At 48.0% G+C, this 20,584-nt stretch carries 18 protein-coding genes; 3 read left to right on the top strand and 15 right to left on the bottom strand.

The window, feature by feature from the left end:
* Positions 1 to 94 precede the first annotated feature (94 nt).
* A complete protein-coding gene (locus tag PIL01S_RS17910) occupies positions 95 to 1,375 on the bottom strand; it encodes an XRE family transcriptional regulator (protein WP_127538857.1) in 1,281 nt (426 codons plus the stop codon).
* A 200-nt stretch (positions 1,376 to 1,575) separates the two neighbouring features.
* Between PIL01S_RS17910 and fabV the strand changes: the two genes are divergently transcribed.
* Entirely contained in the window at positions 1,576 to 2,766 is a 1,191-nt protein-coding gene (gene fabV, locus PIL01S_RS17905) for an enoyl-ACP reductase FabV (RefSeq protein WP_127538691.1), read from the top strand.
* 155 nt (positions 2,767 to 2,921) lie between these two features.
* Here the strand turns inward: fabV and PIL01S_RS17900 are convergent, their stop codons facing one another.
* From PIL01S_RS17900 to PIL01S_RS17890, 3 genes are all read right to left on the bottom strand, one after another.
* Entirely contained in the window at positions 2,922 to 4,169 is a 1,248-nt protein-coding gene (locus tag PIL01S_RS17900) for a winged helix-turn-helix domain-containing protein (protein WP_127538690.1), read from the bottom strand.
* A gap of 126 nt (positions 4,170 to 4,295) precedes the next feature.
* Positions 4,296 to 4,526 (bottom strand): hypothetical protein, encoded by a 231-nt coding sequence (locus PIL01S_RS17895; RefSeq protein ID WP_127538689.1) that lies wholly within the window; start codon positions 4,524 to 4,526, stop codon positions 4,296 to 4,298.
* 135 nt (positions 4,527 to 4,661) lie between these two features.
* Positions 4,662 to 5,258, bottom strand: a complete 597-nt coding sequence (locus PIL01S_RS17890; RefSeq protein ID WP_127538688.1) for a restriction endonuclease — start codon at positions 5,256 to 5,258, stop codon at positions 4,662 to 4,664.
* 258 nt (positions 5,259 to 5,516) lie between these two features.
* On the opposite strand from PIL01S_RS17890, the gene PIL01S_RS17885 reads away from it, so the two are divergent.
* Positions 5,517 to 6,788, top strand: a complete 1,272-nt coding sequence (locus tag PIL01S_RS17885) for a hypothetical protein (RefSeq protein ID WP_127538687.1) — start codon at positions 5,517 to 5,519, stop codon at positions 6,786 to 6,788.
* An 80-nt stretch (positions 6,789 to 6,868) separates the two neighbouring features.
* Here the strand turns inward: PIL01S_RS17885 and msrA are convergent, their stop codons facing one another.
* From msrA to PIL01S_RS17855, 6 genes are all read right to left on the bottom strand, one after another.
* Positions 6,869 to 7,384, bottom strand: coding sequence for a peptide-methionine (S)-S-oxide reductase MsrA (gene msrA / locus PIL01S_RS17880; protein ID WP_127538686.1), 516 nt, complete (start codon positions 7,382 to 7,384; stop codon positions 6,869 to 6,871).
* Positions 7,385 to 7,587: 203 nt separating this feature from the next.
* Positions 7,588 to 7,845, bottom strand: coding sequence for a GlsB/YeaQ/YmgE family stress response membrane protein (locus tag PIL01S_RS17875; protein ID WP_127538685.1), 258 nt, complete (start codon positions 7,843 to 7,845; stop codon positions 7,588 to 7,590).
* 284 nt (positions 7,846 to 8,129) lie between these two features.
* Positions 8,130 to 9,434, bottom strand: a complete 1,305-nt coding sequence (locus PIL01S_RS17870; RefSeq protein ID WP_127538684.1) for an AAA family ATPase — start codon at positions 9,432 to 9,434, stop codon at positions 8,130 to 8,132.
* Entirely contained in the window at positions 9,434 to 10,897 is a 1,464-nt protein-coding gene (locus tag PIL01S_RS17865) for an RtcB family protein (protein ID WP_246058430.1), read from the bottom strand. The genes PIL01S_RS17870 and PIL01S_RS17865 overlap by 1 nt, the downstream gene beginning before the upstream one ends.
* Before the next feature lie 548 nt (positions 10,898 to 11,445).
* Entirely contained in the window at positions 11,446 to 12,264 is an 819-nt protein-coding gene (locus PIL01S_RS17860) for a TerC family protein (protein ID WP_127538683.1), read from the bottom strand.
* Positions 12,265 to 12,558: 294 nt separating this feature from the next.
* Positions 12,559 to 12,873: a DUF3817 domain-containing protein gene (locus tag PIL01S_RS17855; RefSeq protein ID WP_164764269.1), complete on the bottom strand. Its 315-nt coding sequence runs from the start codon at positions 12,871 to 12,873 to the stop codon at positions 12,559 to 12,561.
* Between the two features lie 161 nt (positions 12,874 to 13,034).
* Between PIL01S_RS17855 and PIL01S_RS17850 the strand changes: the two genes are divergently transcribed.
* Complete coding sequence (locus tag PIL01S_RS17850) at positions 13,035 to 14,129, top strand: glycosyltransferase family 4 protein (RefSeq protein ID WP_127538681.1); 1,095 nt, start codon at positions 13,035 to 13,037, stop codon at positions 14,127 to 14,129.
* Positions 14,130 to 14,183: 54 nt separating this feature from the next.
* Here PIL01S_RS17850 and PIL01S_RS17845 read toward each other — a convergent pair whose 3' ends face one another.
* The 5 genes from PIL01S_RS17845 to pulA form a co-directional block, all read right to left on the bottom strand.
* A complete protein-coding gene (locus tag PIL01S_RS17845) occupies positions 14,184 to 14,546 on the bottom strand; it encodes a DNA-binding protein (RefSeq protein WP_127538680.1) in 363 nt (120 codons plus the stop codon).
* Between the two features lie 57 nt (positions 14,547 to 14,603).
* Complete coding sequence (locus tag PIL01S_RS17840) at positions 14,604 to 15,569, bottom strand: helix-turn-helix transcriptional regulator (RefSeq protein WP_127538679.1); 966 nt, start codon at positions 15,567 to 15,569, stop codon at positions 14,604 to 14,606.
* 272 nt (positions 15,570 to 15,841) lie between these two features.
* A complete protein-coding gene (locus PIL01S_RS17835) occupies positions 15,842 to 16,360 on the bottom strand; it encodes a hypothetical protein (RefSeq protein WP_127538678.1) in 519 nt (172 codons plus the stop codon).
* 177 nt (positions 16,361 to 16,537) lie between these two features.
* Positions 16,538 to 17,173: a 50S ribosomal protein L25 gene (locus PIL01S_RS17830; protein ID WP_127538677.1), complete on the bottom strand. Its 636-nt coding sequence runs from the start codon at positions 17,171 to 17,173 to the stop codon at positions 16,538 to 16,540.
* Positions 17,174 to 17,458: 285 nt separating this feature from the next.
* Positions 17,459 to 20,335 (bottom strand): type I pullulanase, encoded by a 2,877-nt coding sequence (gene pulA / locus PIL01S_RS17825; RefSeq protein ID WP_127538676.1) that lies wholly within the window; start codon positions 20,333 to 20,335, stop codon positions 17,459 to 17,461.
* Positions 20,336 to 20,584 lie beyond the last annotated feature (249 nt).

Here is a 20,584-nt window from a genome sequence, read left to right as displayed (position 1 = left end):
TTAATTGGTCTGAGAATCTTTTATTTTGTAGAAATTGGACCACCGATGAACAAAAAATGTTATCCAAGCATGCATTTCAAGCCGATTTACTCCCTTATTTTTTGCGCAGCAGATAAACCAGCTTCTTATAATACATCGCTGCCTCTTTATACCTGCGCTGATCCTCGGATACCACCGCGAGTCCCTCATATAACAGCTCCAGTCTCATTGCATGCTGTGTCGATTCGAAATAGGGAAGGCATGCGAGGGCCCGTTCCATAAACGCTTCACGATTCCCATGAGCCAAGGCCAGATGACTCTGATAAAACGTTCCACTCATCTGTTGATCCTCTGTTATTGCACATGTCAGCAGTTGATCCACACTTTGCGCAAGCATGCCCCAATGTTTGCGGCCAAGTGCCACCTCACAGCGATACACACAGATGAGCGGCTTCATCGCCTGCTGTGTTTCTTCCGGTTCCTGCATTAGCAGCGTCTCAAATCGCTCAATCTCGGTCTGAGCCTTGTCTAACTCACCCGTCATGGTCAGCATGACAATCCGATTGTTTGCAATTGCAGTAACGAGATCTCCCTGATTCCCGGCATACACCAGGTTGGCTTCCGCCATCGTAAGAGCCGAGAGGGCTTCCTGCACAAGCCCCATGGCGAAGCAATAACCGCTATATGCAACATACAAACCCGACAAGCGGTGGAATAGACGCTGATCATACACATGCCGCATCGTCAGTTCAAAGACCTGTTTGGCCTCTTCAAATTGTTTGACCTGAATATTGGCTTCCATTTTGATATTTTGTACGGACAGCCAAAATTCACTACCAGGGAGAGCCAGCTCACTGAGCCTTGTTGCATGAGTCAACACGTCGACGTATGCAAGCTTGGAACGATAATACTGCACTTTGTAATACAAGAGGGCTTTCGCCAGCGGACGGGGCAGATCCACATCATCCGGACGACCGTATTTCTCCAAATAATAATTCAAATAGGAAGTATGGATGTATTCATGAGCGGCTGCGTCGTTCAGCTGCTGGTAATACACTGCTTTCATAAGAGCGGTCGTCAGTTCAACCGTCAGCGCATCATCCCGGTCTTCCAGCGCATGTACGGTGTCTTCCGGTATAACCGAAGCCGGCATGGACAGCTGTGCAAAAATAGCCTCTGCCCGTTCCAGCGTCTCCTCACTCTGATCGGCTGCATGCAGCAGATAAGACGGCTTGACTGCCAGGCGTGAAGCAATGGCTTCAGCCAAGTCCTCGGGGAGCGGATAACGATCCGCCAGTATGTTCGCAAAATGAGCCTGTGTCACCAGACCCTCAACAAGATCTTTGCGGGAAATTTGCTTTCTTTTGCTCAGAAATTCAATCCGTTCCTTCAGCATGGGCGTGTGTTCCTTTCGATTCATTGCTGTAAATGCTATGAACTATCATCGCAAAATCAGGGAATCAATGCCACCCTTTTGACGAATTCAAATGAAACGGTTTCCGTTTCGGTGACAATTGTTTTACAATAAGGAGGTATGCAATGGAGAATATGGACTAACTATTGACACATGAGTTGATAATGAAAGGATGCCAATGAATGATTATTAAACCAAGAACGCGTGGTTTTATTTGTACGACTTCCCATCCTGTAGGTTGTGCCGCACAGGTGCAAGAACAGATTGAATACGTGAAATCCCAGCCGGCGCTGAAGGGGCCACGTAATGTGCTCGTTATCGGTGCTTCTACCGGATACGGACTCGCATCACGTATTGTCTCCGCGTTTGGCGCAGGAGCGAATACCATCGGTATTTACCGCCCAAGCAGCTCGACGGACAAGCGCACCGCTTCGGCAGGATGGTACAATTCTGCTGCATTTGAGAAGGCCGCGGAAGAAGCAGGCCTGAAATCCTACAGCATCACCGGGGATGCATTTGCTAACGAAACGAGAGAAAGAGCAGTTGAGCTGATCCGCAGCGAATTCGGCCAAGTTGACCTTGTGGTCTACAGTGTGGCATCCGCACGGCGCACCGATCCGAACACCGGAGAAGTTTCCAACTCCGTGCTGAAACCGATTGGACAATCGTACACGAACAAAACAGTCAATTTCCATACGGGCGAAATTACTTCCGTTACCCTGGAGCCTGCAACTGAAGAAGAGATTCGTCAAACGGTAACGGTAATGGGCGGCGAAGACTGGGAACTGTGGATGGATGCACTGCAGCAAGGCGGCGTGCTCGCTGACGACGCAACGACGATTGCATTTTCCTATATCGGTCCTGAACTGACACAGGCCATCTATCGTGAAGGCTCCATTGGTCAGGCGAAGGATCATCTGGAGGCGACGGCACACAAGCTGAATGATCGCATGAATGCGACGGGTGGACGTGCATATGTGACTGTAGCGAAAGCTCTTGTCACCCAGTCCAGTTCCGCGATTCCTGTTGTGCCGCTGTACATCTCTGCCTTATACAAAGTCATGAAGGAAAAAGGACTGCATGAAGGCTGTATCGAGCAATTGCAGCGTCTGTTCGCTGATCGACTGTATGCTGGAGGGGACGTTCCAACAGACGAACAAGGACGGATTCGTATTGACGATTGGGAGATGAGAGAGGATGTGCAGGATGAAGTCGCGAAGCTCTGGAATGAGCTGACCACAGACAACATCTACGATCTGTCGGATCTCGAAGGGTACCGTCGCGAGTTCTTCCAGCTGTTTGGTTTTGAGACCGATGGCGTGGACTACGAAGCTGATGTGGATCCCAATGTGGAAGTACCACATCTGCGCTAATCGCTCATCAGAGATAACGCAACGCGGGTACGTACATCAAACGAAATGATATAAACGTAAAGGAGAGCCTTGGGGCTCTCCTTTTGTTATGTTCAGATTTATAGAGTGAATGATTTATCTTTTTCAATCTCATGTACCCTTCATGCATCAGAGGATCAGAGGGACTTCAATCCCTTTTTTAGTGCTGCAGGTACTGTCTTTTCCACCTTGATGGACTGCGCCCCATGCATGGTTGCGAAGAAGATGAGTCCATCCCGAAAATCGGACATCCAATCTTCCACGGGGGGAGCGCTCTCCTCCATGGATAACAAACGGACCGTGAGTGTTCCCGTTTTACGATCCAGTCTGGGATCCATCCGTCCGATCAGCCGATCCCCGTGAAGAATGGGCATAGCGTAATAGCCATACGTCCGTTTCGCTTCAGGCGTATAAATCTCCCACTTATAATGAAAATCAAACAAATCCACAATCCGTTCCCTTCTCCAGAGCAGGTTATCCAATGGGGGTAAGAAACGGACCGGACCGGATGCCTCATAATGTGTCTCGTCCTGCTGCATTCTCAGCAGCAGCTCTTCATCCTCTGTTCGGATGTAGTAGGGTGTCATAACCCCCTCAATCTCCAGAGGAATAATTCGTCCATCCGTCACACGTGCAGCCATCTGGGCACGCCGCTCTGCTGCGGACCATTTCAGCCATCCGAGTCTGGCATCACGGGTATCCACTACCCGATAGGCATGGATGTATTTATCCAGGAGTGCCTGCTGTTGTATATCCGCCTCCTGTTCGACACGAAGGCCAGGCCTCTGTTGAACCAGATGCGGTTCAGTGATCTGGAAGTATCGTTCATTGCCCTGCCTTGCAACGACCCGGATGGCGGCAGTATCCAGCAGCAGGTTCAGTGCAAGACTTGTATCCTTGGTCTTCGGTGCATCCGGACGATCCCAATAACCACTGACTCGTTCAACCGCACGAAATGCTTTGGAGGGTAGCGGTCCTTCCTCTGCAAGACGCTGCAGAACATGCTGTACGGTTATTTCCAGACCCTGGAGGGATGGATTAAGCCGTTCCCTTAATCTTGCACGCACAGGTTCGAAGTACGCGTAGTCCTCCATCGGGATGACACATGCGGCATTGGCAAAATACTCAAATACCTTGTGCTCACGGAGCAATGTATGTAAATATGCAGGATCGTACCCCGGATCGCGGGCACCCAGAACCAAATGCTGATTGCCGGTCACTGCTGCAACCGGATCGATCTGCACGCAGCCTAACGTACGAATCAGACGCATAACCTGATCCGGTCCGGACGATCCCGATTCTGCTGGCCAGCGTTCCAGCAGCAATTGTGTATGCAGCAAAAAGCGCCGAACAGCTGCCTTTGTCGTGCGCAGGGTTGTAGTCATGATGGTTCATTCGTCCTTTCTCACAGGATTCATGGTTCGCATTTACGATTTTACAGTTTGTCCTATTTTTCCATTTTATCAGTCTTCAATGAAGCAATCCAACCAAAGCGTTAAGTAAAACATTCATTAAGCGCCCTTGCCGCACGTCCCGTGGACAAAATAAAAAGAAGCACCACCATCCTGGATGATCCGCTTCTTGTGTTTGACCTTTTGCAGTTTTTCTTGTTTGGTTGGCATGAGTCGAACATGTTGGGATAATGCACCATAATTTTCGTTTACTCTTCGGCTCTGTTCGGGACAATATTGTCCTGAGCGCTCTGCTCTGCGTAATGCTTTTTGTGTTTGGGTACGTGCCATAATGGATATACACTCTCCTTTGGTTGAATACACTCAATATATCATGTGCAGGCATGCAAGTGAAGGTGAACCCTGCCTAATTTCCTCGTAAAAAGGCCCAATCGGGCCTGATTAATGTATTTCTAATTTAGAACTCTAGCGTGTAGTTCGTTTTCGTCTCGATTGCCACGTTTCTACCGGTTCCTGATCATCTTCTTCAATGAGCTCCATGGCTTCTTCCACTCTTCTCGACTTGAACAGGACAATCAGATCCATCAGATCTTCCCGGTCCAGCAGCTTTACACCGTTGACCGCAGCCAGGGTTCGGCAGGCTTCCGTGTACCTCGCTGAAGTCAGAACGATTGAGCGGTCTGCTTCATAATAACGCATCGAGGTGTAAATCTCCTGCACGGCACTCAAACCAACCGGATGATTCGCTCCATATCGTTTGGCCTGAATCACATTACGTCTGCCCAGCCGGTCCGTAAACACAAGATCCGCTCCGAAGTCACGGCTGCTGGTCGTCTTGTGAACTTCTTCGTATCCGAGCTGTTGAAACAAATGAAAGAGGTACAACTCAAACTCCGAACCATCTTCCATTTTATCGATGTCCTTGATTGAAATCTTGCGAGGGTTGGCTTCACTGCGTATACGCTGTCCCCGCCGGATGAATCGCCGAATTACCCAGGCCAGCAGCAACAGTACAGCGATCAATCCAATTACCCAAGGGGTTAAGTTGTCATTCCAATTCATGTCTGTTCTCCTTGTACATTCCTCTGTCTGAATCGTGCCTAGGTTAGAATTAACCATGATTACCGCACTTAATATAACAAACTTCTACCCGGTTCGGAAGAAGATGAATTCCCTGTAACCGTTACACTTCAGCAAACATAGATAATATGATACATCACGGATAAAAGGTTACAGTCTCTCAGGTTGAATTCCAACTGGATTAAATGGTAGAATTCAACAATCGGTTCTATTTTGAACCGAAGAAAGGTGGTTTATAACTTGCTTACATTAAACAAACGCAATACCAAAACATGGGCAGCTCTGCTACTCAGCGGCGTGCTCCTCTTCAGTATGAATACAACGGGTTATGCTGCAGTACAGAGTGAGCCGCTTCCCAAACCTGCTTGGACTTCGCCTTCACTGATGCAATCCCAAGTCAACACGGAGAAAGACGTTCTGGTTAAGGAGATCAACGCTGTCCCTGCCAAAAACCTGGTATACGTACATTCCTCCCAGCCTGTGACCAAAACAAGTAGTGCCACAACGCTGGCCTGGCAGTTGGATACACTTCAGGCCCTGGATGCGACAACCGGCAAAGTGAAATGGAATTATATTTTTCATGAGAAAAGCGGGCCGTATACGACCTACTCCGATTCAATATACACCAGTTACGGCACAGCCTATGTATATATGGAATATTCGGATGGAACCAAGAAAGTATACTCATTTAACACATCCGGTAAAACGAATTGGGTCAGAACGGTAAATGCGCCTTCCGATCTGTATCTTCTCGATGACGAAACCTTGCTAGTCGCTTCCAGTCAAGGTGCACAGTCCAACGGTTCGGTTCGAACCGCTATCTCGCTTTATGACAAGAAGGGCAAGCTGATTACCGAAAAGACGATTAATGGTGCTGTGCTCCAGGCAGGCAGTGACCGCATTGTGGTAGATGCGAGCAAACGAATCAAAGTCGGCAGTTACTGGCAGCCTGCAGCGAATCCCAAAGTGGAGATCTATGATCGTTCGCTCACTCGCCTGTCCTTCTATCAATTCCCGAGCAATGCAAACACGCAGGGAGACGGCGGTGGTGAGTCACTTGCCATACTGAACGATGGCTCCGTCATCATGCGTGCCAACTTTGAGAACACGGGCAACAAACTCATGGGCTTCGGAGAAGATGGCAAGCTCGCTTGGGGACGCAGCATTCCAGGTAATGCCTTCATTCAGACAGCAGGCGACGGATATACCCTGTTTACAGGTTCCAAGCTGGAGCTGTACAACATGAAAGGCAAAGTAACCGAGCGCACGTTCAAAGATCAACAGCCTGTGCTGATGCAAGTGAAGCGGACACAGGGTGGACAGTATCAACTTGATTTTGCCAAAACAGGTTATATTGTGGACCCCAAAACCCTGGAAGACGTGCATGTGTACACAGCCAGTGCTTCGGTTCCTTCTATTATAAGTCCTTCAACGTATGTCAATGGTGTCCTCTACACCATTCAGGATGATACACTATCCAAACATGTGCTTAAGTCCATGTCCGCAAAATAATTCATCAGCCTTGATAAAAAAAAGCCGGGTCGACTCCAAAAGGAGCCTGCCCGGCTTTTGCTATATGATCTTCCATTGTCTTACTTCCAATTTGCTTCAATAAATTCATCCCGTCCGGATTGGGCACGGTCTTCCTTGTAATGCTTTTCATTTTTCTTGTGGTAATCCTGATGGTAGTCCTCAGCCGGGTAGAACACAACCGCATCCCGGATTTCTGTCACAATGGGCTGGTTAAATCGTCCACTTGCGGCCAGTTCCTGCTTGGACTGCTCCGCCAGTTCGCGCTGTCGCTCATTGTGTACAAAAATCGCTGTACGATACTGGGTTCCGCGATCCTGGAACTGACCCCCATCATCGGTTGGGTCAATCTGCGGCCAGTAAAGCTCCAGCAGCCGTTCATAGGGAAACAGTTCCGGATCGAATGTGATTTCAACCACCTCAACGTGTCCGGTTTCCCCTGTTTTGACCTGCTCATATGTGGGATGTTCAACGTGACCGCCTGTATACCCGGATACAATTCCGTGAATGCCTGGCTGTTCTTCAAATGGTGTAACCATACACCAGAAACATCCCCCGGCAAATGTCGCTTTCTCCATGTCTCTCTCTCCTTCGTGCACTCATCTATTATTAGGAAACCTTGCTAGTCACCCAAACCAAGGTTTCGTTATGAACCGCTGCCTATATATCTTAAAACAAAAAGAGGTTGATGGAAAGCCATCCATATGGCTTCTCATCAACCTCTTCATTATAAACGGGAAACATCATTTATTTCCCATGGATTCGTAGTGCAATAACGTCGTTACCCGCGACTACGACCCATTGAACGGAAGATCAAGCTTACGATTGCTACAAGTACGATGGCACCAATTAATGCCGGTACGATGTAGAATCCGCCCATTTCAGGACCCATCTCTCCGAAGATCACGCCGCCTAACCAACCACCGATGAAACCAGCGATAACGTTACCGATAACACCACCTGGGATGTCACGACCAACGATCAAACCTGCCAACCATCCAATAATACCACCGATAATTAATGACCATAACCAACCCATACTACTCACCTCAATTAAAAGTTTTTGTTGTTGTCTGTCTACTATTAACCGCTACAGAAGCATTTAAACAACTGAATTAAAAATTGTTGTATATTACCTTTTATTCATATGCTTCATATCCGCACGACAAGCCCGTCTCAGCAAGGAAACAACTCATTTTTGCTTTCCGTTCAACCTTTAATAGCTTCAACGGCTTAATTGTACCTCCCGAAGGTCATTGTATGTAGGAGCAGACAACCGTAGTATATCCAATTGAGATGTATAATATTTGGGGGTGCATGGTATTAATAAAAACCGGCTCGTCCCTTTCCTGGCTGAGTCAGCCAGTTATGCTTATGGCTCTTGTCCAGCTCTCCCCGCATGGACTGAATAACTTGTACAATGTCTGTCTGGCCATTCTGATGCCATTCGAGTGCAGCACTGACATATAACTCACCGAGCTGTGCAAGGGAGAATGTATCCGTGAGCCGAGCCGCTTCCTGCGTTCCTTCTTCGCCGGCAAAGACCGAAAATCCCCGCTGCTGCAAGTACTGCAGTCGCAGTGCTTCATCTGGCAGCGGAATTTCGTAAGCCCGATCAAACCGTCCGGCACGGTTCATGAGACCTGGATCTATTTTCTCCGGATAATTCGTTGTACCGATCAGAAAAATGCCTTCTTTGGATGTTGCTCCATCCAGTGTATTGAGAAAGAAGGAGCGCACTTCGTCCGGCATCGAATCAATATCTTCAATGATCAGCACCATAGGAGCCAGGCGTTTGGCTGCCTCGAATACTTCCCGAACGGACTCACTGTTGGTATACTCGGTAATTTGCCAGTATGCAGCTGGACCCGGAATGCTGCCCGCAATGGATTTGACCAAGGTTGTTTTCCCGTTGCCCGGATGACCATACAGTAGAATCCCCCGTTTATAGGGAATATCATATTCCCGGTAAAAGGAGCGATCCGCTTCGAAGAACTGATCCAGTGAGCGGAAAATATCCTGCTTAATTTGGGGCGAAAGAACCACATCGTCTCTTCCCACCGAGCGGGTGATGGATTCGACATGGCGTTCACTGCCATTGCGGGCATCGGTATACACCGTAACCTTTTTCATATTTTGCTGACGCTCCCGTTCACGCACACTGCCCAGAAACTGCTTGAGTTCTTCCTCACCTACCGCGAATACAAAGTCCTCATTGTAAATGCCATTATCCCGGAAAAAGGGAATACGGACGAGTGCAACCCCCCATTTGGGATATGCAAACACGTTGTTCCGAATGGAATAATGCACACCATATGTAGGCACATCACCATCATCTTCATAATGCAGGGTACGGAGCTCCAGATCCTCGAAAATACGGGCAACCAGCTCCACTTCGTTACTATCGCTCAACAAATCCTCCTTCAGCAGCTCCCAGTATTCGTTATTCGGATCATCACTGGCAAACAGTTCATAACGAACCCCGTACTTGCTGCTTAGTGCTTCAATAATGCCCCGGATCAGACGTGCATATGTCGCATAGCCCTGGATTCGGATCTGGTCGTCCTGTGTTTGGTCATAAGCATAGATCGCTTGGGTGTGATTTACTTTTTCATTTGGTAGTATCATTACTTGGCTCCTTTCACAGCTGCAAGCGGTTTGCATTTGGCTACAACCTGAGCCAGGCCTGCACCGGTAACACTATCAATAATTTCATCGACATTTTTATATGCCTGTGGCGATTCATCTATAATCGATTCGAGTGATCGCTGATTCACCACAATTTCATCTTCTGTACCCACGCCAAGTGCTGATGCAAAATCTTCTACCGTAACCAGACGCTTGGTTGCGGTACGTGAACGAATGCGCCCTGCACCGTGGCAGATCGAATAATAGTTATCTTCGCCCTGCGGCTGACCTACCATGATATACGAAGCTGTCCCCATCGATCCTGGAATAAGCGCAGGATGGCCAGTAGCCATATAAGGTTTCGGATTATCCGGGTGCCCGGCAGGCAGCGCACGCGTTGCCCCTTTGCGATGAACGAATACGCTGCCTTCTTTCGCATGAGATTCCTCCCAGGCATAGTTGTGCATCAGATCATACAATGTACGGAATTCACATTTGGGTCCGAATACTTCCCGGAATGCCTCCCGAATAGCGAAAGCGATCAGATGCCGGTTAACCACAGCATAATTCAAAGCGGAATACATCATGTTGACGTAATGACGGCCTTCGGCGTGTTCCAACGGAGCAAAAACCAGTCTCGGATCCGATGTACCAAGCCCGTTTCGCTGCATCACTTTGGCAATGGCAGACGAGCTGGTCTGGCTCACATGTCCGCCCCAGGCACGGGAACCTGAATGAATCATGACGACAATTTGACCATCAACCAATCCCCAGGCTTCCGCGATCTCACGATTTTCCTCTGCGATTTCAATAGACTGGATTTCGGCGAAATGATTGCCCCCGCCCAAGGTGCCCAGCTGTCGGTGTGCACGGTGCCATGTCATATCCGGAACAAGATTGAGCACTTCCTCATCGTAGGCAAATTTGCTGCTTTCCACATGGGTAATGGATGTCGACTTCTTCGGCGTGTAACTGTCCGGAATATATTTTTTCGGCAAGCCGTGCAAGCCTTTGCGAACAATGTGTTCGAGCCTTATATCCGAGAAATGCCCACGCTGACTAGCCTCCATAGGCAATACCTTTTCAATGGCCTTGACCAGCTTGCGGCGCAATTTTACATCTTTCAGATCATCCTTGTGCAGATTGGTCATATGCACCCGCATCCCGCAGCCGATATCACTACCAACGATGGATGGAGAAACGTAACCCGTCTTTGCGTCCCATACGGCCGTAGTGCCGATGCAGGTTCCCACACCTACATGAACATCCGGGGTATAACTCATATAGGAAATGCCAGGAATTTGCAGATTGTTGTTAGCCATTTCAAACACTTTATAGTCCAGAGAGGAAAACAATTGCTGTGCGGCATATACCGTCAAGTCTCCTGCTGGCAATTTCACTTCATGCCGATATCCGCCAGGAAATTCGTTCTGACTTGTAAATAAATTAGGTTCTGTATTCATAAATGGTGATTTTTCCTTCCTGTTTTTCATCTTTAGTTGTTTTCAAAATAAGGAATGTTTGTATCGCATGGTTCATGTCCGCTTCAGTCGATACAACAAAAAAAGAAGCCATGGACGCATCGCCCATGACTTCTTCATGACAATAACAGAGAACAGGACGGCATGAAAAATGCAATACCTCTGTTCTCCATCGCTATATAAGCCGAGATTGACATATCTATGCCTGCATAATGAACAGTGAAAAGATATGCCGATTCTCCTATGTCGCCCGCAAGAGGCCAAAGAGACGATGAGCTGAATATGCAGTTGTATCTACGTGACTTGGTGTCTGTGTTAATCGAACATCATAACCAACCATCATGTCTTTCGGCCTCCCTTCGTAAATGATAAGTCTTATATTAATAGTACTCGTTTCGATATGTCAACCCTTTTCTTGGAAAATAAACCGTTTGGCAAGGATATGCATATACTAAAAAAATCAGGGGTCTGTATCCATACAGCCCCTGATTTTTACGACAACATATGTTGTTTGTGTTAAGCTTACACGCTTAGTTTCCTGCTTGTTTTTCCAACTCTTCAACCGGATTTTCATCCTCTTTAGCTGGAACTTTGGAAGACAGGAACCACCCGCATACAGCAATGGTAATCAATACGATATAGAATCCAAATTTCCAAATTTTATTTTCCGGGAAATGTTCATCCAGAACACCGAGCGAAGGATGAGCCAGCGTAATGACTGCTAACTTAACCCCTACCCAACCAACGATAACGAAGGCTGCCACTTCAAGTCCCGGACGGGAATGAAGCAATTTAACGAAGAAGGAAGCTGCAAAACGCATTATGACGAGACCAATAAATCCTCCCAGGAAGATGACGATAAATTGTCCACCGTCCAACCCGCCAATTGGAGGCAATCCACTTGGTGGCAGCGCCACTGCCAGTGCTACGGCTGCAAGAATGGAGTCAACCGCAAAAGCGATATCCGCTACCTCAACCTTGAAAACCGTCATCCAGAAACCGGATTGTTTCTTGGCTTTCTTCGGTGCATCATCGGCTGCTTCGTCTGTCTTGTTTCGGCTGCCCATAACTTTCTTGGCAATGTGGTTAATCGAGATGTAGAGAAGATACAGCGCTCCGATCGCCTGAACCTGCCACACATCGACGAGGAACGAGATCAGGAACAAGGAACCTAACCTGAAGATGAAGGCTCCGAGCAAACCGTAGAATAGCGCCTTTTTGCGCTTCTCATCCGGTAAATGCTTAACCATAATCGCAAGCACCAAAGCATTATCTGCTGCCAGCAATCCTTCCAGGACTACTAGGACGATTAGTACCCATCCATACTCCAATAATAATGACAAATCCAAATTTGACTCCTCCTTAGTATCCTTATGATGTACAAAAAAAGGACCTTTACCATCGCTGGTAAAGATCCTTTTTTATCCATAAAAAGAGACCTTTACCCAGCATGAAAACTTGGTAAAGGTCTCGCTAACAACAAATTGCTGCCAATAAAGCCGGGGATGTGATCCCGAATTGACGACTTTACTGTGAAAGCTACTCCCCTTTAACATCAGGAATATGCAGTTTTAGTTGGTGCATTTCTTACGGTTCAAATAACCTGTTCTCATCATATTCACAACGCTACACAAAGTCAAGCTTTATTTAACCGTACCCTGACCCTGATCCATTTTGCGAAAAACAAAAAAGTCATAAATGAAATTGCCCAGAGGGATAAACGATATGAAAAATAAAGCAATCGGACGGCGTAAACGCCACTTTTGCGTCGTATACAGACTAACCATAAACAACATATACATCAAAAACAGAAAACCGTACAAATTACCAAACCAAGTGACCGATTGAGGCAAAATCCCTGCATTTTTCAAGGGGAATGCAACAAACAGCAATAATACATATGAAAGTCCCTGCAGCCACAGCAGTAATCGGAAGCGGCCCAGTGTTGAATGTAACATCATGTTCCTCCTGTTTCTATCCACCTAAAGAGTAATCTGCAACCTGTTCATTATATCACAAGTACCTATTTCTTCGGTACTGCCGAGGCGCCAAACGCTTCGTAAAAGCATAAGATGTGACGAAGATTCGATACGCGTATGGGACAAGGAGGAGCCGCCCAATGAAAATAGTAATGGTCGCACCGGAGAAACTACCTGTGCCTGGAAACGGTTCAGTTGAAATAAGCATTCTGGGTATCGCTCGCGAACTTGCACTGCGTCATGAAGTGACAATCATTAGCCGCGAAATGCCTGGTCTTCCAGCCAAAGAGCAGCTTGAAGGCATTACGATCCGCCGTGTTCCTTCCAGCAATCCTGATCGATATATTCAGGCGGTCATTCGGCTCTTAAAGGAAAATTCGTTTGATCTGATCCAGGTGGATAACAGGCCACGCTGCTTGGCCCGAATCAAACGAAGCCTGCCTGACACCCCTGCAATCCTGTTCCTTCACTCCCTGACCTTCGCTCAGCCTGGACCGTCAAGATTAGCGTTGTTACGACAAGCCGACTGCATCGCCGTCAACAGTTTGTCCCTCAGAGACAGATTAGGACGCAGGTTCCCTTCGGTGAAACATCTGATGAATGTTATCCCTCTGGGTGCCGATCTGACCCGCTTCGTTCCAGCGCTAAGCGGCGGAACAAACTCCACACCGTCAGAGCGTTCACAACCCTTTTCTGTGCTGTATGTCGGCAGACTGATTCCAGGCAAAGGTTTGGACATTCTGATTCGAGCAGTAGCACTTGTGCAGCAGAGGGTTGATGTACAGCTGATTATTGCAGGCAAGGGGCCGCAGGTCTATGTGCGCAAGCTGCGCCTGCTAGCCCGAAAACTCGGGATTCGTTCATCTTTTCTCGGACAGATTGCCCATGAACAGATACACCACTTGTACCGGGCCGCTGATTGCCTGGTCTGCCCGTCTCAAATGCACGAAGCCTTCGGGTTAGTTAACGTTGAAGCCATGGCTTCCGGTCTGCCTGTGATCGCTTCAGACAATGGTGGCATTCGAGAAATTATTGAGTCCGGAAGCAGCGGTTATCTGGTTTCTCCATATGACAAACCTCAGCCATTTGCTGCTTGCCTTCAGAAGCTTGCCCGGGATCCAAAGCTAGCCGAATCTCTTGGCAAGGCTGGGCGAGCAATTGCCGTGAACCAGTTTGGCTGGTCCCGAACGGCCATGCATCTCGAAGCAGCTTATACAAGACTTATCCGCCAATGAGCTAAATTGAACTGAAGTCATAACAAAGCTGCCCCCATTGCTGCGAGGGACGGGTTAAGCTTTTTCCCGTGACTGCCAGCTTGTGATCCATGACTCCATTTGGGGGATGGGGACATGTACCATTTCAATGAGCTCAACAATAATCATATCTTTCATGGTAAACCGGACCTTCGCACAGGTCTGCTGGTGAAAGACATCATAAAATCCAGAGCCTGCCCAGCACCCGTGAGGAACAAAGACTGGGTCGTTCACGATATATCCCACGGTACCTATTGGTGGAATAACCACCTTGATCGCTTGATGATCTGTACGATTATTGGGATCCTTAACCAAAAATACGGTATCATCTACATTTAATGCCTGGATACCATGATAATGCTCCATTCGATCCATGGCTGCAAATAAGTTGCTGCTCATAACATGTTCTTCTCCTTTTCCTTCATTCCAAGTTTCAAGTTAAAATAACCAATCAAATTATTCATCTCCCTCATAGTGCTTCAACCAATGAGTCAGTTGTTTGCGAATCTCTGTTCGAAATTCTCGGGGCTCAAGAACCTCCGCTTGAGGGCCAAATTGATATAACCACATCAGGAACTCACGACTGCTGTTTAGTGTGACTTCGAATAACAATCCACCATCTGGCAGATCCGTCATGCGCGGACGAACAAACATTTCTTCTTCTTTTATGTAAGGTGCCATTTTTTCAGTAAATCTCACCTTGAAATGAATATGTTCGTCCCCTCGATCAACAGACCACGTATTTTTCATATACTGCGCTATGTTGAAATCCGCTTTGTCAAAGTGGGTACCTGTCTGATTTACGTCCAGAAAACGGCTCATGCGAAACAATCTCACCTTCTGCACCAGATGGCAATACCCGACGAGATAAAAGCGCTGATCACGTGGAATAAGATAGTAGGGATCAATGTCACGGACCGTAATATCATTATTGGTCAGTGTACGATACCGGGTACGTATGGTTTCCTGATTAAGAATAGCTTCAATAATCGGGATAAGCAGATTGGGGTCTTTTCCTTCCTCCCGGTATGCAGGCGTTCCCATGCGTATGATACCTGCAATGTTCTCCACGATATCACTGTTTCTTGATTTTAGCTTGGTATGGACTGACATCACTTTGTCAAAAGCCGCATCGAATTCAGCCGGCAATTGGGAAGTATCCAGGACAGACGGAAGCATGGAGAAGACCATAGCCTCCTGCTCCGTGAAATCGAGTGGATACAAGGCGAAATTCCCAATAAACCGATAACCCTTGCCGTAGCCTTCGTTCATGATAGGGGCAACCCTGTCCAAAATCCGGAGATCGCGATAGATCGTGCGCACAGTTGTATCACATTTCGCAGCCAATTCCTTGGCTGAGATTCCGGGATACGCTTGTATAGCCTGAAGTATACGCAGCAGACGAATTAATTTCTCTGTCATGTAGTTTCTCCCCTTCGATATTTTATCGGCAAGGAAAACTAGTTCCTTTAGTACATCTATAAATCTTTAGTCCCACTCATTATTTCGCAAATTCACTAATTATGTATAGTTCTATTGCACTTTTTCTCCTTTATTAATATACATTTTCTGACTATCTTGCGCAAAATATTAGATACAAGTCCTTATACCTAAGCCTCAAAGCCTATTTAACAATTCTAATAAAATGACAAAAAAGCCCCGTCTCGTGGGAAGAGACAGGGCTTTACGGATGATTAATTATGCAGCTGTACTAATTTTTTTAACACGTTCACCAAATGTTCACACAATTCCGGAATATCTCCCATTTGGTCTTCATTCACATTTCGATCAAAATACACATGACTTGAAACGTTATACCTGATGGGCTCCTCTCCGTACACAAAATGAATGTCCTGTACCAAGCGCTGATCTGGCCAGCTCACTTGTATGATGGAGCGAATTGCGGGACATAGCCTGTCTGGCTCAGGAATCTCCTGGCTAAATCGAAGCTCAAGCCGACATCCCGGCTGGCTGCCGGGTGACTCCAATATTTCGGCCGCTAGCGCTTCCAGAGAGCTTCGGAGTATAATCTCCGCTTTGACCTCAGAATGCTCCCTTAGAACGAACTGCAGCACGAACTCTCTGGACATACTCGCCATCTCCAGGATGTCTTTCCGGTTGGATATGTGAATGATCTCATCGAGATTGTCGAGATCATACAGATAGTTCTCGAAACCGACCTTGAGATTGTCGTACACAGTTGGATCAAACATGAAATTGCCTACTTTCCTAAGAACTTATACTGACCTGTTTGCAAATATGACCTTGATCCGCTTCGGATCGGTGTATCCTTGTATCTATTATAACCATCTCTACGATCGCAAAAAAAGCCCAGTCATGATGACCGGGCTTCTCGTCTGGGGTAGGGGAGCAGAACTCCCACGCCCCTATTATTCGTCTGCTGCCTTCTCTTCCTCTGCAGCCACAGGTTCTGCCTCATCAGCAGAAGCTGTTGGCTCTTCCTCAGCCGCTTGTGGTGGCATAACGGATGCGATAATGGAATCGGGTGACGTAATAAGTGTCAAGCCCTTATCCAGTTTAACATCTTCAGCTGTCAGGCGATCACCAATGTCCAGCCCGCTGACATCCACCTCAATGGAAGTCGGCAGGTCGGCTGGAAGTCCTTCCACTTCCAATTCGGTTTCCTGCGTCTGGAACACACCACCGGCTTTGGAGCCAGCAGCCGTACCTTGGAAATCGATCGGCACACTTACGCTGATCGGTTTATTTTTGGATATTTGCAAGAAGTCCACGTGCAGCAGACGTCCATTGCGCTCCTGCTGATCCTTAATCAGCACAGGAACGGTTTTGCCACCCTCCAGATTGAGGTTGAACATCTCGGAACGACCTGTACGAGCGACCTTGAGCATTTCTTTTTCATCCACATGTATGGAGGCCCCTTCAAACTCAGGACCATAAACGACAGCCGGAACACGTCCGCCTTGTCTTAACAGGCGCAATGCCGCACCTTTCTTTTCAGTTCGTGGAGTTGCAGTAAGTTGAGCCATTTTTCCGTTGGATTTCATGATTGAACATCCTCCTTCAAGGGATCCCTACTTTGTATTGGTGTTGGGAAGCATTCGGCTTCTCTCATAGACCAAATGGGTCTTCTTTTTCTGTGGCCAAATCTCGGGCCATATCTATATATACCCCAATGAACGGGCTTTTCAAACATTGGCTTGTACAATTCATCCCCTTTTCACATCAAAATCCAAGCTCTGCGTACCAAAAAAAGACAGCCGGAAATACCCTCCGACTGCCTGCTGCTTCTAGGTTTATCTACAGCTACTATACGAATCTAACAAGAGGATTCATGCACTGGTACGGTTATCCTCTTCATCACTCTCGCGTATAACCTGCATTTGGTCTGTACCGCTCTGCACAACAATCTGCACATTCCCGTCTTCTGGCACAATATCTACATATCGGTCTCCACAGGTATCCTTGGCCTGCCACTCATTCAGCCGAATAATCAGCCCCAGATGATGCAGGCCTGGAGCTACACGAATACGGGCCTCTGCGGCATTTCCCACCCGTTCAAGGGGTACCGCTCCATCTGCCATTCCTGTGCCCCATACCCAAACATCCCATCCCTCGTACTGTTGATCCTCCCGTTCATAACGAAGCGTAACGAGACGAGAGACGTGCTTGTGGACTTTGATTGTCGCCGTAGACTGTATGCTGCCAGCCATGGCTGTAATTTGCGCTGTCCCTGGGGATAAGGCACGAACGATTCCAGCCGTACTGACCGTTGCAATATCCGAATTCGACGAATGCCAGCGTATGCCGGTCCCTTGAAGCGGCTGCCCAAATTGATCCAGCACCAATGCACGGAAGCGACTGATTCGTGTCGTATACAGAACAGTTTCACCGACAAGCTCAATTCGTTCGGCATGGCGATGATCCACCTGCAAGAGGCTTGTAGCAAAGATATGACCACATTGAACCGTTATCGCTGCTTCACCTGTCTCTTTCGCATGAATCGTACCATCCGGATCGATCTGAATCCGCTGCGGCTCCGAAGAACGCCACAGGACTTCGCAATTCTCTACTACATTACCGAGTCGGTCACGCACAATCGCCCGCAGCCCCGCCGTCTCACCTGGGCTATACACCTGACGTGGAGCATTAATCTCAATTGTAGCCGGTTCCGTTCCGCCAACATGTTCGATATCATACAGTACCATTAACGACCAGCGCTCTATAGGAGCAATGCCGCTAACCGTCCCAATCGAGTCTGTACCTGCCTGATGATCGTTAACGACCACATGCCAGTCACCTTCCGGCAAATGTATCTGCTGCTGGTACGCTGTTGCATTATAGGCCACGATGATTCGATTCCAGATGTCCTGATTGGCCCCATCCTGCAGCATGAATATGACAGCATTACCGTCAGCACGTAGAATGCGAAGGTGATTCCGGATCTGGTCTGCGCTGATCATGCGAAAGGCAGGATGAGTACGGCGCAGATGTATTAAACCCCGGTAATAGTCAAAGACAGGTCTGAAACGGGATTTGTTCGCCCACGGAATGGCGTTAACCGCATCGCCGCTGCGGTAACTGTTGTGATCTCCCGCTTTTGATCTCAGGATCTCATCCCCTGCATGCAGAAAAGGTATCCCCTGAGAGGTTAGCAATATTCCGGAGGCTAGCAGCGAGCGGCGAACCATCTCATGGTTAAGCAAATCATCAGCATCCACATACCGATAGGGATCTGCTGCCTTTACCGCCGATTCTGCACTCCCTCCCTCCACCGGTTGCCCGTCTCTCCACGCTGGAAAACCCAATTCATGTCTGAGATTCATCGTGGTTGCGATTTTGTCCCACAGGTTCAAGTTGTCATGGGCCGTGACATAATTGACGGTCTCCACAGGTGACGATGTAAAGTCATCGATAGCTCCGGAAATCCCCTTAAGCAGCTCATGCTCGAGGCCATCTGCTCCGGTTACATACCCTTTCCCGCTGCCATCACTGTCCCCTTTGATCGCACTGCGGAAATGATCATTGAATACGGCAAATCCCTGACCCCGCTGGGTACCTTTCAGGGTTTTGCGATCCAGTGGTGAATCTCCACCTGTCCACGGCTCCCCGTAAATTAGCATGGCTGGATCAATCTGCTCACGCAGTTCACGGGTCAATTCGTTCATTGTATCGGTGTCAATCAGGCCCATGAGATCGAAACGGAAACCATCTACATGATATTCCTCCGCCCAGTACAGGAGAGAGTCTATAATATATTTTCGCACCATTGGGCGCTCTGTAGCCAGTTCATTGCCTACACCCGATCCATTACTCAGTGTGCCGTCTGCCCGATAGCGGTAAAAATAACCAGGTACAATCCGTTCAAATGGACCTTCGTCCACACCATACGTATGATTGTAGACCACATCAAGCACAACACGTATACCCTGGCGATGCAGAGACTGCACCAAGGCTTTGAACTCACGAATTCGCACGGCCGGATCCCGCGGATCCATAGCATAGGAGCCCTCCGGGACGTTATAGTGCTGTGGATCATAACCCCAATTATAGGGTGCTCTGAACGTTGTGCCTTCTTCAGCGGATTCCAGTTCATTCACCGTCTGATAATCCGCCACAGGCAGAAGATGCACATGGGTAACCCCGAGTTCGGCAAGATGATCCACACCGATACGATGACCTGCCCTGTCGGTCAGTCCGGAAGCCGTGAAGGCTAGAAATTTCCCTTTATACGGAATGTCGGCATGGGGATCGGAGGAGAAATCACGCACATGCAATTCATAAATGACGGCGTCCACCGGCCGCTGAAAAACAGGCTTCACGTCCAGCTCCCAATCCGGTGGATACGTTGTATCGAGATCAATAATGGCCGTCCGCTGCCCATTGGGCGACACGGCGCGGGCATAAGGATCTACCACTACTTCTGTGCGTTGATCATCGTGTGTAATGCGATACATGTAATAAAATCCTGCCCAATCGCCTGCCAGCTTCACGCTCCATATGCCATCTTCATCACGGGTCATGTCACTTGCCTGCCCGCCATCATGTTCCGTTACCCATCCACTTGCATTGTAGCTGCCCTCATTTTCAAAAACCAATATAGAAACCTGCTGGGCCGTTGGAGCCCACAGCTTGAATGTACTGGAAGCACGAGTATATGTTAAGCCAAGATCGTTGCCTTCGTAACGAAAAGATGTCCATTCCGGCATCGTTCCCACCGCCTTTATATCCATTGATTTCGTGTTGTCCCGATGGTACGGAGCGGGACGTCATTTGTCAACCCGGGGTTGTCTGTACTCAACATATCGGTTGAACAGAGGCTTTCATGAAGTCACTCGCTGGATATTGGTCTAACCCTTGCAGCAATCGCTTTCAAAATACAGCATATGTAAACAAGCGCCGCAGATTGACAGCATTTGTACCTGTCTGATCAAAAAAACAAAATAAAGCACCCTTCT

Source organism: Paenibacillus illinoisensis NBRC 15959, from assembly GCF_004000925.1.
In the GTDB taxonomy this organism is placed as follows: Bacteria; Bacillota; Bacilli; order Paenibacillales; family Paenibacillaceae; genus Paenibacillus; species Paenibacillus illinoisensis.
Note: the sequence above shows the minus strand (reverse complement) of the source record. Positions and strands in the feature narration are given on the sequence as shown.

What these genes read in the sequence shown, in the direction of transcription:
- PIL01S_RS17870 (WP_127538684.1), bottom strand. Translation starts at nt 9,434, where the DNA reads ATGATACTACCAAATGAAAAAGTAAATCACACCCAAGCGATCTATGCT.
- fabV (WP_127538691.1), top strand. Translation starts at nt 1,576, where the DNA reads ATGATTATTAAACCAAGAACGCGTGGTTTTATTTGTACGACTTCCCAT.
- msrA (WP_127538686.1), bottom strand. Translation starts at nt 7,384, where the DNA reads ATGGAGAAAGCGACATTTGCCGGGGGATGTTTCTGGTGTATGGTTACA.
- PIL01S_RS17875 (WP_127538685.1), bottom strand. Translation starts at nt 7,845, where the DNA reads ATGGGTTGGTTATGGTCATTAATTATCGGTGGTATTATTGGATGGTTG.
- PIL01S_RS17840 (WP_127538679.1), bottom strand. Translation starts at nt 15,569, where the DNA reads ATGACAGAGAAATTAATTCGTCTGCTGCGTATACTTCAGGCTATACAA.
- PIL01S_RS17855 (WP_164764269.1), bottom strand. Translation starts at nt 12,873, where the DNA reads ATGTTACATTCAACACTGGGCCGCTTCCGATTACTGCTGTGGCTGCAG.
- PIL01S_RS17865 (WP_246058430.1), bottom strand. Translation starts at nt 10,897, where the DNA reads ATGAATACAGAACCTAATTTATTTACAAGTCAGAACGAATTTCCTGGC.
- PIL01S_RS17890 (WP_127538688.1), bottom strand. Translation starts at nt 5,258, where the DNA reads ATGAATTGGAATGACAACTTAACCCCTTGGGTAATTGGATTGATCGCT.
- PIL01S_RS17845 (WP_127538680.1), bottom strand. Translation starts at nt 14,546, where the DNA reads ATGAGCAGCAACTTATTTGCAGCCATGGATCGAATGGAGCATTATCAT.
- PIL01S_RS17830 (WP_127538677.1), bottom strand. Translation starts at nt 17,173, where the DNA reads ATGAAATCCAACGGAAAAATGGCTCAACTTACTGCAACTCCACGAACT.
- PIL01S_RS17850 (WP_127538681.1), top strand. Translation starts at nt 13,035, where the DNA reads ATGAAAATAGTAATGGTCGCACCGGAGAAACTACCTGTGCCTGGAAAC.
- PIL01S_RS17895 (WP_127538689.1), bottom strand. Translation starts at nt 4,526, where the DNA reads ATGGCACGTACCCAAACACAAAAAGCATTACGCAGAGCAGAGCGCTCA.
- PIL01S_RS17910 (WP_127538857.1), bottom strand. Translation starts at nt 1,375, where the DNA reads ATGCTGAAGGAACGGATTGAATTTCTGAGCAAAAGAAAGCAAATTTCC.
- PIL01S_RS17835 (WP_127538678.1), bottom strand. Translation starts at nt 16,360, where the DNA reads ATGTTTGATCCAACTGTGTACGACAATCTCAAGGTCGGTTTCGAGAAC.
- PIL01S_RS17900 (WP_127538690.1), bottom strand. Translation starts at nt 4,169, where the DNA reads ATGACTACAACCCTGCGCACGACAAAGGCAGCTGTTCGGCGCTTTTTG.
- pulA (WP_127538676.1), bottom strand. Translation starts at nt 20,335, where the DNA reads ATGCCGGAATGGACATCTTTTCGTTACGAAGGCAACGATCTTGGCTTA.